Origin of the sequence: Actinocorallia aurantiaca (assembly GCF_039533685.1) — a bacterium.
Lineage (GTDB): Bacteria > Actinomycetota > Actinomycetes > Streptosporangiales > Streptosporangiaceae > Actinocorallia > Actinocorallia aurantiaca.
This window is the reverse complement of the sequence record NZ_BAAATZ010000029.1, coordinates 40,866-55,172: the sequence shown is the minus strand read 5'-3', so window position 1 is coordinate 55,172 and position 14,307 is coordinate 40,866. Positions and strand designations below refer to the sequence as shown.

Annotated in this window: 14 protein-coding genes; 5 read left to right on the top strand and 9 right to left on the bottom strand. The window is 71.4% G+C overall.

The features are described from left to right. A partial coding sequence (locus ABD327_RS28145; protein WP_344454592.1) for an aldehyde dehydrogenase family protein occupies positions 1–530 on the top strand: 530 nt, incomplete at its 5' end. A 12-nt stretch (positions 531–542) separates the two neighbouring features. On the opposite strand, the gene ABD327_RS28140 is transcribed toward ABD327_RS28145, so the two are convergent. Genes ABD327_RS28140 through ABD327_RS28130 form a run of 3 tightly spaced genes read right to left on the bottom strand, consistent with a single transcriptional unit; the run spans position 543 to position 2,773 of the window. After that, entirely contained in the window at positions 543–1,403 is an 861-nt protein-coding gene (locus tag ABD327_RS28140) for a GNAT family N-acetyltransferase (protein ID WP_344454590.1), read from the bottom strand. Between the two features lie 24 nt (positions 1,404–1,427). Then, complete coding sequence (locus ABD327_RS28135) at positions 1,428–1,901, bottom strand: VOC family protein (RefSeq protein WP_344455531.1); 474 nt, start codon at positions 1,899–1,901, stop codon at positions 1,428–1,430. Next, positions 1,901–2,773, bottom strand: a complete 873-nt coding sequence (locus tag ABD327_RS28130) for a sigma-70 family RNA polymerase sigma factor (protein WP_344454588.1) — start codon at positions 2,771–2,773, stop codon at positions 1,901–1,903. Before ABD327_RS28130 ends, ABD327_RS28135 begins: the two co-directional genes overlap by 1 nt. A 77-nt stretch (positions 2,774–2,850) precedes the next feature. On the opposite strand from ABD327_RS28130, the gene ABD327_RS28125 reads away from it, so the two are divergent. Continuing rightward, the gene (locus ABD327_RS28125) at positions 2,851–3,264 is read left to right on the top strand and encodes a VOC family protein (RefSeq protein ID WP_344454586.1); all 414 of its coding nucleotides are present in this window, start codon (positions 2,851–2,853) and stop codon (positions 3,262–3,264) included. 87 nt (positions 3,265–3,351) lie between these two features. Next, complete coding sequence (locus ABD327_RS28120) at positions 3,352–3,744, top strand: VOC family protein (protein ID WP_344454584.1); 393 nt, start codon at positions 3,352–3,354, stop codon at positions 3,742–3,744. A gap of 161 nt (positions 3,745–3,905) precedes the next feature. On the opposite strand, the gene ABD327_RS28115 is transcribed toward ABD327_RS28120, so the two are convergent. Further along, positions 3,906–4,919: a GlxA family transcriptional regulator gene (locus ABD327_RS28115; protein ID WP_344454581.1), complete on the bottom strand. Its 1,014-nt coding sequence runs from the start codon at positions 4,917–4,919 to the stop codon at positions 3,906–3,908. Between the two features lie 196 nt (positions 4,920–5,115). On the opposite strand from ABD327_RS28115, the gene ABD327_RS28110 reads away from it, so the two are divergent. Continuing rightward, positions 5,116–5,544 carry a DUF6010 family protein gene (locus ABD327_RS28110; RefSeq protein ID WP_344454579.1) on the top strand — a complete coding sequence of 143 codons (429 nt, stop codon included), beginning with the start codon at positions 5,116–5,118 and terminating at the stop codon, positions 5,542–5,544. Between the two features lie 123 nt (positions 5,545–5,667). Here the strand turns inward: ABD327_RS28110 and ABD327_RS28105 are convergent, their stop codons facing one another. Genes ABD327_RS28105 through ABD327_RS28085 form a run of 5 tightly spaced genes read right to left on the bottom strand, consistent with a single transcriptional unit; the run spans position 5,668 to position 12,641 of the window. Continuing rightward, positions 5,668–5,988 carry a DUF4286 family protein gene (locus tag ABD327_RS28105; RefSeq protein ID WP_344454577.1) on the bottom strand — a complete coding sequence of 107 codons (321 nt, stop codon included), beginning with the start codon at positions 5,986–5,988 and terminating at the stop codon, positions 5,668–5,670. A 39-nt stretch (positions 5,989–6,027) separates the two neighbouring features. Then, a complete protein-coding gene (locus ABD327_RS28100; RefSeq protein WP_344454575.1) occupies positions 6,028–6,750 on the bottom strand; it encodes an EthD domain-containing protein in 723 nt (240 codons plus the stop codon). Then, a complete protein-coding gene (locus tag ABD327_RS28095; RefSeq protein WP_344454573.1) occupies positions 6,747–10,169 on the bottom strand; it encodes an indolepyruvate ferredoxin oxidoreductase family protein in 3,423 nt (1,140 codons plus the stop codon). Before ABD327_RS28095 ends, ABD327_RS28100 begins: the two co-directional genes overlap by 4 nt. Continuing rightward, entirely contained in the window at positions 10,166–11,407 is a 1,242-nt protein-coding gene (locus tag ABD327_RS28090) for an amidohydrolase family protein (RefSeq protein WP_344454571.1), read from the bottom strand. Before ABD327_RS28090 ends, ABD327_RS28095 begins: the two co-directional genes overlap by 4 nt. 4 nt (positions 11,408–11,411) lie before the next feature. Beyond that, positions 11,412–12,641, bottom strand: a complete 1,230-nt coding sequence (locus ABD327_RS28085; protein ID WP_344454569.1) for a cytochrome P450 — start codon at positions 12,639–12,641, stop codon at positions 11,412–11,414. Between the two features lie 147 nt (positions 12,642–12,788). On the opposite strand from ABD327_RS28085, the gene ABD327_RS28080 reads away from it, so the two are divergent. Continuing rightward, complete coding sequence (locus ABD327_RS28080; protein ID WP_344454567.1) at positions 12,789–14,282, top strand: aldehyde dehydrogenase family protein; 1,494 nt, start codon at positions 12,789–12,791, stop codon at positions 14,280–14,282. The last annotated feature ends 25 nt before the right edge of the window (positions 14,283–14,307 follow it).

Genomic DNA, 14,307 nt, shown 5'->3' with positions numbered 1-14,307 from the left:
CCATACCCGTCGGCGACCCCCACGACCCGGCGACCGTGGTCGGCCCCCTCGTCGCCGAACGCCAGCGCACCCGCGTAGAGGGCTACATCGCCCTGGCCCGCGAGGCGGGCGCCCGTGTCGCGGCGGGCGGCGGCCGTCCCGCACACCTCCCCCGAGGCTGGTACGTCGAGCCCACGGTCCTGGCCGACGTGGACAACTCCATGCGCGTGGCCCGCGAGGAGATCTTCGGCCCGGTGCTCTGCCTCATCCCCTATGACGACGAGGACGACGCCGTCCGCATCGCCAACGACTCCCCCTACGGCCTCGCGGGCGCCGTCTGGTCGGCCGACCCGGCCCGAGGCCTGCGGATCGCCCGCCGCCTGCGCACCGGAAGCATCGCGATCAACGGCCACTACCCGCCGTTCCCCCACGTCCCCTTCGGCGGCTTCAAGGAATCCGGCCTGGGCCGCGAACTCGGCCCCGAAGGCCTCCAGAGCTTCCTGGAACCCCGCAGCATCGGCCTCCCCCCGCAGCTCCGCTCGACCGGGTGAACGCTTCCGGGATCAGACCGACGGCGACCAGACGTAAGGAGTCGTGGTGGTGACAGCCTCGAAGCCGAGGCGTTCCAGAATGGGTCGGCTGTCCTCGGAGGCGTCCACCTGCAGATACCGGTAGCCGAGCTCGGCGGCCAGCCCGGCCCGGGCGGCCACGAGCGCCCGGTAGACGCCACGGCCCCGCCACTCCTCCAACGTCGATCCGCCCCACAGGGACGCGAAGACCCCGTCCTCGCGCAACCCCATCCACCCGGCCGCGACGACCCGGCCGGCACTCTCCGCCGTGAAGACCGCCAGACGGTCGGGATTCGCGGCCAGGTTCCCCGCCAGACGATCGCCGACGAAAGCGCAGTCGTACCCCCAGACCTGCGACTCCAGTTCAACGATCGCCGGAATCGCCTCGCCACCGACCCGGCGGATCACCAACCCGTCCAGAACGGGCGGAGCGGTCGGGACATCGGCGAGCTGCCCGATCATGACCGTCTCGACGGGCTCGGCGACGAATCCCGCGGCCCGCAACTTCTCGGGCAGGTCGGCAGGCAGATCATGACCGTGGGTCTTCCACTCCACGGCCTCACCGCGGGCTCCGAAGAAAGCGGCCTGCGCGGCGATAAGGGCATCGACGTCACAGCCGGACAGGTCCTGCGGCCCGAGAACGAGCCCCTGATGCTCCCCCACGACCCTCAGCACCGGACCATCCCGTTCGACCCGGGCGCCTGGGGAGGGAAGGCTCGCCCCCCGTAGATGCTCGTCATAGGCCGCCAGAAGATCCTCGCTCATCCGGCCGAAAATAACGCAGCCCGGGCCCGGATGGCGAAGGCTTTTCGGGGCGGCATCCCCTGCGCGCTCCGCCCGACCGACGAACATCATCGCGGTCGACGAACGCCTGCCCGATCACCCCGTGGTGTCTTTCTGTCGTGTTCCGGATGCACCCCATGTGTCTTCGCATGTGGCCTGGGTGAACCGGAGGAGGTTCCCGGAGGGGTCGAGGAAGGCGCAGTCGCGGATTCCCGGACGGTCGATCGGTTCCTGCATCACCTCGGCGCCTGCAGCTTCCAGGCGCTCGAAGACGGCGTCGCAGTCGTCGGTCGCGAAGACGAGGCGGCGCACGAGGTCGTCCGCGGCCGTCCAACGCCCGGTCGGCGGGTCCGTGGGGCGTGGGACGAGGAGGATCCGCATGTCCGGCTGTTGTGGCGGTGCGACGGCCCGGCACGGTTCTTCCCGGGAGGCGGCGTCGTCGTTCACCTCGAAGCCGAGTACGTCCCGGTAGAAGGCGAGCGTCTGATCGAGATCGTCGACGGCCAGGGCGCAGGACGAGAGCCGCAGGCTCATGCCCGTGGCGCGAATCGGCCGAATGTTGTCGTTCATCACGGCTCTTTCGGGTGGGAGGGCAGGAAGACGATGTCGAGGGCGCGGAGCCGGTCGGGGTCGGTGTCGACGGTGATGCGGGTGATCCGGTTGTCTTCGACGGTGAAGGCGATGACGGCTTTGGCCGCGCCGTGGCGGGTCCAGACGGCGGCGGGATCGCCGTTGACGAGGGCGAGGCGGGCGGCCCGGGCCCGGCCCGTGAAGAAGGACGCCACGGCTTCGGCGCCGCGGAACTCGCCGACGGCCACCGCGTCGGGGTCGAGGAGGTCGAGCAGGGCGTGGAAGTCACCGCCGCGCGCCGCCGCGAGGAACGCCGCGACGATCTCCCGTTTCGCCGAACGCGCGGCGTCGGACGCCTCGGCGGCGCCCTGCACGCGGCGCCGCGCCCGGCTGGCGAGCTGCCGGGTCGCCGCCGGGGAGCGGTCGATGATGGAGCCGATCTCCCCGAACGGCACCGCGAAGACGTCGTGCAGAACGAACGCGAGCCGTTCGGCGGGCGTCAGCGTGTCCAGCACCACCATCAGCGCGACGCCCACCGAGTCGGCCAGCAGCGCCTCGTCCTCGGGGTCGGCCCCGCCGACCGGATGGACGCGCGCCTGAGGCGTCCCCGGCTCGGGCGGCAGCGCCCCTGTGGCCTCCTCACGCCTGCTCCGGCGCGCCTCCATCATGTTCAGGCACACCCGCGCGACGACGGTCGTCAGCCACCCGCCCGGGTTCTCCACCTGGCCGGTGTCGGCGCGGCCGACCCGGGCCCACGCCTCCTGCACCGCGTCCTCGGCCTCGCTCCGCGAGCCCAGCATCCGGTACGCCACCGCCTGCAGGTGCCGCTGGTGCTCGGCGAACTGCGCGCTCAGCCAATCCTGCTCTGCCATCCGTCACACTCCCGCGAGAACTCTTGTCATACGAAGTGACCGGTGCGATCGCGCCGATGTGACACAAGGAGACGAGTATGAAGGCTCACGTCAGTTCCATTCTTCTCGGCGTCCGGGACATGGACCGGGCCAAGAGGTTCTACACCGACGGACTGGGCTGGACGATCAAGAACGACTGGGGCATCTCGGTGTTCTTCGCCTCCGACGGTGCCTCGCCCGTCGGCTTCTACAGCCGCGAGGGCCTGGCCGACCAGGTCGGCACCAGCCCGGACGGCAGCGGCTTCAGCGGCCTGGTCCTCACCTACGTCGTCCGCAGCCAGGCCCGGGTCGACGAGGTCATGGCGGAGGCCGAGAAGGCCGGCGCCACGGTCCTCAAGCCCGCCGGCCCCCTGCCGTGGGGAGGCTACGGCGGCGCCTTCGCCGACCCCGAAGGCTACATCTGGAGCCTCGGATACAGCGACCAGGGCGAGGACCAGCCCTACGCCGAGTAGCGCACACGATCACGCACCAGACGCCCGGGCACCGGCCCGGGCGTTCCAGAACGCCGATTCAAAACGGACACCCGTGAGGAGAACACTGTGTCACCGCAGATGAGCGCCGTCATGCTCGGCGTCGACGACCTGGACCGCGCCAAGCGGTTCTACGCCGAAGGCCTGGGCTGCGAGATCGACAAGGACACCCGTCACTTCGTCTCGTTCCGCCTGGGAGAGGGGTCCCCGCAGCTCGCCCTCTACGAGTGGGAGGCCGCGGCGAAGGACGCCGGCGTCCCGCCCGAGGGATCCGGGTTCCGAGGGTCCTCCTTCCACCTGAACCCCGACTCGCGGGACGCCGTGGACGAGACGATGCGCAAGGCCGTCGCGGCCGGCGGCAGCGTGGTCAGGGAAGCGGCCCCCGCCCCCTGGGGCGGCTACTTCGGCTACTTCGCCGACCCCGACGGGTACCTGTGGAAGGTCACCACCTACGCCTCGTGATCGCATGCATCCACGCGTGGGCCCCGGCCGACACGGCCGGGGCCCACGCATCCGTGGCGATCCGGCACGGACGCATCGACCAGATGCTTTCGACGCTGCGAACCGGGGACGACCGGCCGACTTAGGAGCACAAAACCGATAAAGGGCCGAGGTGTTCCGGATCAGAGGAATGCCCGGCGTTCCCGGTCGGCAGGTGCGGTGTTCGGCTCCGAGGGCGTTCGCAGAGGGTCGGACGGGTGGGAGAAGGCGCGGCGGTAGGCGTGGGGGCTGACGCCGGTGGTGCGCTTGAAGCGGTCGCGGAAGGCGGCGGGTGAACCGAAGCCGACCTGGACTCCGATGCGTTCGACGGGGTGGCGCGTGGTCTCCAGCAGGTGCTGGGCCTGGCGGATGCGGGCGTGGTGGAGCCATTGGAGCGGGGTGGTTCCGGTCTGCTCCCGGAAGCGGCGGATGAGGGTGCGGGTGCTGACTCCGGCACGGGCGGCGATGTCGTCCAGGGTGAGCGGGCGGGCCAGGTTGTCCCCGATCCAGGCCAGGACCGGTTCCAGTGTCGAGCCCGCGGGAACGGGGACGCGGTCGTGGACGATGAACTGGGCCTGCCCGCCTTCGCGTTCCAGCGGCGTCACCGCCAGGCGGGCGGCGTCGGCGGCCACGGCGGAGCCGTAGTCGCGGCGGACCAGGTGCAGGCACAGGTCCAGTCCGGCCGCGGCTCCGGCGGAGGTGAGGACCTGCCCGTTGTCGACGTACAGGACGTTCGGGTCGACGTCGATGTCCGGGTGGGCCTCGGCGAGCCGGTCCGCGGCGATCCAGTGGGTGGTGGCGCGCAGGCCGTCGAGGAGCCCGGTGGCGGCCAGGGGGAAGGTGCCCGTGCAGATGGAGGCGATGCGGGTGCCCCGGGCGGCGGCCCGGCGCAGGGCCGCACGGACGGCGGGGGCGAGCGGGGCCTCGGGGTCGGCGGTGCCGGGCACGATGACGGTGTCCGCGTCCTCCAGTCCCTCCAAGCCCCAGGGCGCGCGCAGGGTGAACACGCCGGCGTCGACCTCCGGACGTTCGGCGCAGACTCGGACCCGGTACCCCGGCCGCCCGTCGGGCAGGCGGACCCGGGAGAAGACCTCGATCGGGGTGGACAGGTCGAACGGGATGACCTGGGCGAGCGCGAGGACGGCGACCGTGTGCATGTCGGAAACGTACCTCCTCGCCAGGCGTGAGCCGAGGTGGTCAGACCTCTTTCCGCAGGCAGGATGGGAAGAATCGGCTCTGGCATTATCCCGGCGGAAGTAGTCATTAATGCCACTGGGTTGCGTGGTGTCGGCCGGTTAGCGTCAGGACGGTTCTCGGCCGCGGCCGACATACCGTCTCCGGAAAGGCGCACGCATGCAGTACCTCCTGCCGATCGGCATCGGCCTCCTCTACGCGCTGCTGATGTCCCTCATCCGCGAACCGCACCGGCGGCGCTTCAACGCGATCATGGTCGCCGGGGCGGGCGCCGCATACCTCAGCGGCGGCGGCTTCGGCCCCTGGGAGCTCGCGTTCACCGCGCTCGTCACCTACGTCGCCTACCGCGGCCTGGACTCGTGGACGTTCATCGGCGTCGGCTGGCTGCTGCACACCGCCTGGGACGTCGTCCACCACCTCCAGGGCAGTCCCCTGCTCCCCTTCGCCCACGACTCCTCGCTGGGCTGCGCGATCTGCGACCCGGTCATCGCGCTGTGGTGCCTGCTCGGAGGCCCGACGCCCCGCGAACTCCTCGCCGCCGCGAGAGCCGCCCTGCGCCCGCCCGTCCGAGAGGAACAATTCAGGTGAACAATGGCTGCTCACGCCCAGACCCCAGACGGAAGAGGTTCCGGTGGAGCAGACGAGGGCGTTCCGGGCCCCAGCGGAACGCCGCCCGAACCAGGACCACGAAGGTCTTTCCGGTCCCAAGCCTCAGTCGAGGAGTTCGTAGATCGTCACCACCGGGGGCGGGCCCAGTGGGGGAAGGTCGCTCTTGGTGGTCCCGCCGGAGGCGGAGCGGGCGCGGAGTTCCTTGACGGGGGCGGTGAGGTCGTCGGCCTCGAGTTCGTAGACCGCCAGGTAGGCGTGCTGCGAGGGGCCCGCGCCGCCGAGCACCTTGTAGCGGCGCGCGGAGACGAAGCCCGGCACGGCGAGGACCTCGGGCAGGTGCGTGTTGTCATACCAGTCGTTGTACTCGTCCTCCTTTGATGGATCGGACGGGCTGGACTGGACGACCATGATGCCCTTGGGCATGAACGACCTCCTTGTTGTCTTCTCACGTCCGGGCCGCCCTCACGGGACCGGAATGACCGCTTCCCGTACCGCGAGGAAAGAGGACCGGCCGAAGAGGCCGGGGTCCGCGCCGTCGGGAATGTTCTCGGCGAACCACGCGATGCGCGTCCGCAGGCCCTCGAGATCGTCGAAGTAGACCTCGTTGATCGCGTCGTAGGCCCATGCGCCCGCCTTCCGCGGGCACGGGTGGCTCTGCACGTAGGCCAGGCCGCGGGCCTCCTCGGGGATGGGCGTCTCCTGCTCCGCACCCGGCCTGCGGACCCGGCCCGCGTGGCCGCGCCAGCGTTCGGAGAACTCGGCCGGGGTCAGGCCGGCGGCCCGCACCGCGACGGCCATGTGCTTGAGCTTCACGCCGCCTTCCCGCCACCGGCGGTCCAGCCAGTCGGCGCCGCGCGGCACCGCTTCTCCCGCGACGACCACCGGGCTCGCGTCGTGGTCGATGATCCGGCCGAGCCCGCCCGGCACCGCCCTTCCTTCAGGCGTGTCGACCCAGCGCCGGAACCTGCGCAGGTGGTCCGCGTCGGTGAACCAGCCGATCGCGGCCCCGTCGTGCGCGGGATCGGGACCCGTGAGCTCGGGCAGGATCGTGCACAGTGCGATCCGGAACGGGCGGACGTCCGAAGGAGCTCGCGTGACCGCCGAGACCGAGTGCGGCCAGACTTCGGCGAACTCCTCGGGCGAGACACCCGCACGTCTCGTGACGAACCGGATCCCCTTGATCATTCGGACGACCCGGTGAGCTCGGCGGCCCGCTCCCGCCAGGCGGCCACGGACTGCTCCTTGATCTCGGCGTAGCCCTTGACCGACATGACGGACGACGCGAGGTCCACGAGAGTGTCGTACGGCAGGCCGGACTGAAGGCTCTCGCCGATCAGCCGCTCGTACTCCGCGATGAGGGCCCGCTCCAGCCGCCGGTCCGGGTCGAGGCCGAAGACGTCGAACGGCGTCCCCCGGAGGCGCTTCATGCGGCGGAGCAGGCGGAACGCCAGCTCGTACGGTCTGCCCATCGGCAGTTTCCGCTTCATGCCGAGCCTGCGCAGGGTCGGCGGGTGAAGGTGGAACGTCACCGAGTACGGCCCCTCGATGCCGAGATCGCTCGCGATCCGGTCGTAGTCGGCCTTCAGGTGCAGGCGGGCCACCTCGTACTCGTCCTTGTAGGTGAGGAGCTTGAACCAGGCCTCGGCCACGGCGCGGGTGAGCGCCCAACCCCGGTCGGCATCATCGTGCGCCGCTGCCCGTTCCACCAGGTCGAGGAACCGGCTGGCCCGTGCCGCGTCCTGGTAGTCGACGGCCTGCGCGGCCCGCCGGACGAGGACGTCGCGCAGTTCGTCCGGTACGTCTCTGCCGTCGAGCAGCGGGCTCGCCGCTGCCAATGCGGCGGGCGAAGGGTCCAGGAGGGTGCCCCCACTCCCTACCTCGTCCAGGGCCGCTTCGACGGTCGCTGGATCGTGCGCCGCCCAGCGACCCCACGCGAACGCCTCCAGGTTGGCCTCGGCGGCCCGGCCCCTCCGCATCGTTTTCTCGAGTTCGCCGAACGGAATCGGCAGGCCGCCCAGCTGGAACGCCGCGCCGAGCAGCACCACGTTCGCGAGCAGGTGGTCGGCGAAGACGCTTTCGGCGATGCGCTTGGAGTCGATGAAGGCGGTGTTCTCCTTGCCGACGCGCTCGATGATCTCTTTTTCGAGGTCCGCGACGTCGGGTGGGGCGAGTCCGCTCTGCAGCATGGCCGCGGTGGGGGTGAGCCGGGAGTCGACGACCGCGACCGTGCGGCCGGGACTGACCTTCGCAAGGTGATTTCCGGCGGCGGCCTGCAGGATGTCGCCGGACAGGTAAAGGTCGGCTCCACCCGAGCTGACGGTCGCCGAGCCCAGGGCGTCCCGGTCGGTGGCCAGGTGGAGGTGCGAGACGACCGCGCCCGCCTTCTGGGAGAGCCCCGTCTGGTCCATGCCGCCGACCGCCAACCCCGCCGACTCGGCTGAGGAGGCGATGAGCCGGTTGGCGGTGATGACGCCGGTGCCGCCGATGCCGGTGAAGTAGACGCCGTACCGGCCGTCGATTCCGGGAGTACGAGGGTCGGGGAGCGCACCGGTCGGCAGCGTCGGCCGCGCTTCGGTCCGTTTCCTCGCTCTGCGCCGTCCGCGCCGCTTGGGCTTCAGGGTCACGAACGACGGGCAGTCGCCTTCGAGGCAGGTGTAGTCGCGGTTGCAGGACGGGTCGTGGATCTGCCGTTTGTCGCCGAACTCCGTCTCGACCGGCAGCACCGACAGGCAGTTGCTCTTGGTCCCGCAGTCCCCGCACCCCTCGCACACCGCCTCGTTGATGACGACCCGTCTGGGCGGTTCGGGGAGCAGGCCGCGCTTGCGCAGCCGCCGGGACTCGGCCGCGCACCGCTGGTCATAGATGATCACGGTGACGCCGGGCACCTCCCGGAGCCGCTCCTGCGCCTCGGCCAGCCGGTCACGGCCCAGCACCTCCACGCCCCGCGCCCACCGCGCCCGGCGGCCGTACCGCCTGGGCTCCTCGGCGCACACGACGATCCTCCCGACGCCCTCGGCCTCCAGCGCGCGGGTCATCGCCGGGACGTCCATCAGCCCGGTGACGTCCTGGCCGCCGGTCATGGCCACGGCCGCGTTGTAGAGGATCTTGAAGGTGACGTTCACGCCGGCGGCCGCGCTCGCCCGGATCGCCAGGGTCCCGGAGTGGCTGAGCGTGCCGTCGCCGAGGTTCTGGATGAGGTGCGGTTCGGCGACGAACGGCGACAGCCCGATCCAGGGCACGCCCTCGGCGCCCATCGGCGTCGGCGGCAGGCTCCGCGTGCCCTGGTGGCGCGCCTCGAAGTACATGATCCCGTGGCAGCCGACGCCCCCGCCCGCCAGCGCGCCGTCGGGCAGGACGGTGGAGCGGTTGTGCGGGCACCCGCTGCAGTAGCCCGGGGCGCGGGAGGCGACGGGCAGCAGCGGCAGCCGGATCCGCCGAGGCTCCTCCGGGCGGGCGAGCCCGGGCAGGAGGCGGACGAGGATCCTCGTCACCGAGGCCGGGTCCAGCTCTCCGGCGGAGGACGCGAGGGGGCTTCCCGCTCTGTCCCGTTTTCCGCTCACGCGCACCGGGCTCCCGGCCTCGTGCAGGATGCTCCGCAGCTGCGTCTCGACGAACGGCCGCTTCTCCTCGATGACGGCGAGTTCCCCGACGGAGGCCGCGAACTCCAGGACGGTCTCCTCGACCAGCGGGTAGGTCATGCCGAGCCGCAGGATCCGCACGCCGAGTTCCTCCGGGGACGTCCCGAGGTCGGCGAGCGCCTGGAGCACGTCGAAATAGGTCTTGCCCGCGCAGACCACGCCCAGCCGCGCCCCAGGCCCGGCGCCCGTGACGCGGTCGAGCCCGTTGTGGCGCGCGTAGGCGCGGGCGGCGCGGAGCCGGTACTCGGCTATCAGCGCCTCCTGGCCGGGCACGGCGTGCGGGCCGATCCTGCCCAATGGCCGGTGACGCCAAGGTTCGCCGTCGATGACGACGCCCTCGGGGTCGCTCGGGGCATGCCGTGCGGGGTCGAGGTCGACGGTGCCGATGCCGTCGGCGACAGCGGTGACGATCTTCATCCCGGCCCAGGTCCCGGCGTACCGGGAGAGCCGGAAGGCGTGTATCCCGAGGTCGAGCACGTCCTGCTGGTCTCCGGGGACGAGCACGGGGATGCACATGTCCTCGAAGGTGTACTGGCTGTCGCAGGCCAGCGTGGAGGACTTGGACGCGGGGTCGTCGCCGCAGAACACGACCGCTCCGCCGTTCGGGCCCGCGCCCATCGCGTTGGCGTGTTTGAGCGCGTCCCCGCAGCGGTCGAGGCCCGGGCCCTTGCCGTACCAGGCGCCCGCCACGCCGTCGACGCCGTCGTAGTCCACGACCGCGCCCATCTGGCTGCCCCACACGACGGCGGCGGCGAGTTCCTCGTTGAGGCCGGGTCGGTGGACGATCCGGTTCTCGGCGAGGGCGTCGCCCAGCCGGTCGACGGCCAGGTCGAAGCCGCCCAGCGGGGACCCCGGATAGCCGGAGACCATCGTGGCGGTATTCAGCCCGTCCCTCTCGTCCAGCTGACGGCGCAGGACCAGCAGACGTACGAGCGCGTCGACCCCTGAGATCACCGTGCCCGTCACGGATAGAGCCCGGGGTTGAGGTAGGCGAACCTTCCGTCCTTCATGACGGCCCGGCGGAGGCCGGGATCGAGCAGGACCCCCACGTCCGTGCTCGGATCGCCGTCGACGATGAGGAGGTCGGCCAGGAAGCCCTCGCGGACCTGGCCCAGGTCGAGCCCCACGGCCGGTCCCATGTTCCGGGTGGCCGTGTGGATCGCCTCGGCGGGGGTCATGCCCGCGAGCTCGACGTACCGCTGCAGTTCGGCGGCGTAGGTGCCGTGGCGCGTCCATTGGTGCCCGAAGTCGCCGCCGGAGAGGATCCTGATCCGGGACTCCCGCAGCCGGTGCAGTCCCTCGATCTGGGAGCGGAGCTCCTCGGGGTAGCCCGCCGCCTCGATCCTCTCGGGCGTCATGCCGTACGGGCCGGCGTGGCCGTTGACCATCGCGTACAGATAGTGCAGGCCGGGGCACACCCAGATGTCGTCCCGCCTGGCTTCGAGCGCCTTGAGCGCCTCGTCGTCGAGGAAGCAGGCGTGGTGGACGATCCGAACGCCGGTGCGCGCCGCCATCGCGACGCTCGCCGAGCCGCGGGCGTGGACGGTGAGGAACGCGCCGTGCCTGTCGGCCTCCTCCACCGCGGCGAGGAGCATCTCGTCGTTCATGTAGACGTCGTCGGAGGGGAACTCCGGCACGACGCCGTCTCCGGAGATGAACAGCTTGAGCGCCTTCACCCCCAGGTCGCACTGGCGGGCGACGAGCTCGCGGAGTTCCTTGGCGTTCGCGGCGACCTCCATCATCTCGCCGTCGCCGCCGAGGCCGTCGACCTCCGCGATCATCGGCCCGCTGGGGACGACGCGAGGCCCGGGGACCAGCCCGCGGTCTATGGCGTCCTTGACGAGCAGGTCGTCGAGCGGCTGGGTGGTTCCCGCTCCGATGACGGTGGTGTAGCCGGATTCCAGGAACGTGCGGGTCACGGCGGCGACGTCGAGCATGTGCGGTCCGGGCGGGGCCGCGGCCACGGCGGCGTGGTCGAACACGAAGTCCAGGGGCCAGCTCAGGTGGACGTGCGCGTCGCCGAGGCCGGGCAGGACAGTGGCTCCGCGCAGGTCGACGACTCTGGCCGAGTCCGTTCCGATGCCCGGAGCCACTCGGACGACCCGGTCGCCCTCGATCAGGACGTCGGCGTCGATCGGTGTCTCGTCCGGCCCCCCGGAGCAGGTGAGGACCCGGGCGTTCGTCAGGAGGACGCGTCCGGCCATGGCGTCAGGAGCCCGAGGCCAGGCGCGGCCCGGGGGTGAAGGCGATGGGCAGCGTGTCGGGTGAGCGGGTCAGGCCGCGGTGGTAGGAGACGGTCGCGCCTTCCTGAAGCTTGATGTCGTCCAGGCGCTTGAGCAGTTCCTCCAGGGCCACCCGCAGGTTGAGGCGGGCGAGGTTCGACCCGGCGCAGCGGTGCGGGCCCGCGCCGAAGCTGAGGTGCCGGTTGCGTTCGCGGCCGAGGTCGAAGATGTCGGCGTTCTCGAACTCGCCGGAGTCGCGGTTGGCCGACGCCCAGTGGATCAGCACCTTGTCGCCTTCCTTGATCCGGCGTCCGCCGAGCTCGGTGTCGCGCATCGCGGTGCGTCCGACGGCGACGAAGGAGGGCTCGAGCCTGAGCAGCTCCAGTGAGGCGGCCGGGATCAGCTCGGGCCGGGCGCGCAGCAGCGCGGGGATCTCCGGCTGGGCGCAGAACCGGTCGAACATCAGCCCGAGCGCGCCGGCCGTCGTCTCCAGCCCGCCGAGGATGAGCAGCTGGACGGTGCCGATGACCTCCTCCTCGGTGATCGGCCTGCCGTCGATCTCGGCGTTCACCACCGCGTCGACGACGTCGCCGCGCGACGGCTCGCCGCGCCTCCGCCGGGTGAAGTCGCTGATCCAGTCGCGGAGGCCCAGCCAGCACTCGCGCGCCTGCGGGTCGTCGGGAGTGGAGGACTTGGACGCCAGGTAGGCGACCTTCTCGAGGTCCTCGGCCGGGGCGTTGATGGCGAGCTGAAAGAAGGTCAGGCTGGGGAAAGGCCGGGCGAAGTCGTCCATGAACTCGCAGGAGCCCGCCTCGATGAAGCCGTCGATGAGGCGGCCCGCGAGGTCCCGGGTCGCCCGCTCCCACGGCGCGACGGCGGCGGGGGTGAAGAAGGGGTTGATGAGGCGCTTGAAGACGCGCTGCTCCGGCGGGTCGGCCTGCACCGGGAGGTTGCGGACGACGGTCGGGGCGCTGGAGATGCCGAGGCCGTGCGCGGAGCTGAACACCTCCCAGTCCTGGGCGACGGCGAGCGCCTCCTCGTACCTCGTCGTGATCCAGAAGCCGCCGTGCTCCTCGCTGTGCGCGACGGGGCACAGCTCACGCATGCGGGCCATGGTCTCCGGCATGGTCGCGGCCAGCTCCGGGGAGAGGTGGTCGAAATGCCGCAGGCACCACTCGTCGGGCATGGAGGCGGTCGTGGGGGTGGGCTTCTCCATGGCCGCAACATAACAGGGTGAGTAATCACTTTCTAGGGCCTCTCCGCTCCAGCGCGCTGAGCTCTGGCGCATGGGACGCCAGCCCTGTATTTAGTAAGTGAGCGCTCTTTCATCTCTGTTGCCTTCGAGCCCCGAGGAGTCCCCCTCATGCCGGTCCCCCATCCCGCCGCGCCCGCCTTCCTCGACGGGCGCCCGAAGAGACTGCTGATCGGCGGCGAGTGGACGGAGGCGGCGTCCGGCCGGACGTTCCCGAGCGTCAACCCCTCGGACGGCGAGGTGATCGCCGAGTTGGCCGAGGCCGGCGCGCGGGACGCCGACCGCGCGGTCGCGGCGGCCCGCGAGGCCTTCGAGGGCCCGTGGCGGCGCATGAAGCCGCGCGAACGCCAGACGCTCCTGCTGGCCTTCGCGGACGCCGTCGACGAGCACTACGACGAGCTGCGGCTCCTGGAGGCGCTCGATATGGGCTCCCCCATCGGCAGGCCCCGCTCGGGTAAGACCCCGGCCTGGGAGGCGGAGGTCCTGCGCTACTTCGCCGGATGGGCCACCAAGATCCACGGGGAGACCCTCCCCAATTCCGTTCCGGGCTCCGTCTTCAGCTACACGCTCAAGGAGCCGGTGGGCGTCGTCGCCGCGATCGTCCCCTGGAACCGCCCGGTGAGCAACGCCGTCTGGAAGATCGCGCCGGTCCTGGCCACCGGCTGCACGATGGTGCTCAAGCCCGCCGAGGAGGCGAGCCTCGCCGCCGTGCGGCTCGGTGAGCTGCTGGCCGAGGCGGGCGTGCCCGACGGCGTCGTGAACATCCTGACGGGCTTCGGCGAGCAGGCCGGAGCCGCCCTCGTCGAGCATCCCGGAGTCGACAAGGTGGCCTTCACCGGCTCCACCGCGGTCGGGCAGCAGATCGTCCGGGCCTCCGCCGACAACCTCAAGCGCCTGTCCCTGGAGCTCGGCGGCAAGTCCCCCGACGTCGTGTTCGCCGACGCCGACCTGTCGCGCGCCATCCCCGGAGCCGCCTGGGGCGTGTTCTCCAACTCCGGCCAGATCTGCTGCGCGGGCACCCGCGTCTACGTGGAGAGGCCCGTCTACGACGAGTTCGTCGAGGGCATCTCGAAGTTCGCCGAGGACCTCAAGGTCGGCGACAGCCTGGACCCGAAGACCAAGATCGGGCCACTGGTGTCGGCCGAGCAGCTGGAGCGCGTCACCGGGTACCTGGAGCTGGGCCGCCAGGAGGGGGCCCGCGCCGCCGCGGGCGGCCGCCGCCTCGAGGACGGGGGCTTGGCGAACGGCTACTTCGTCGCGCCCACCGTCCTCGTGGACGTCCAGGACACCATGCGGGTGGCCCGGGAGGAGATCTTCGGGCCGGTCGCGTGCGTGCTGCCGTTCGACACCCTGGAGGAGGCCGCCGCCCGGTCGAACGACACCCCCTACGGGCTCTCCGGCGGGGTCTGGACGCGCGACGTCGGCAAGGCGCACCGGATGGCGCGCGAGCTGAGGACCGGGACCGTCTGGGTCAACACGATGCTGCTCTTCGACCCTGCCGTCCCCTTCGGCGGCAACAAGATGAGCGGTTGGGGCCGCGAGATGGGGCAGAACGCGCTGGACGAGTACCTCGACGTCAAGTCCGTGTGGATCGACACGGACTGACGGCGCGAAGCGGCCCGCTCCGACG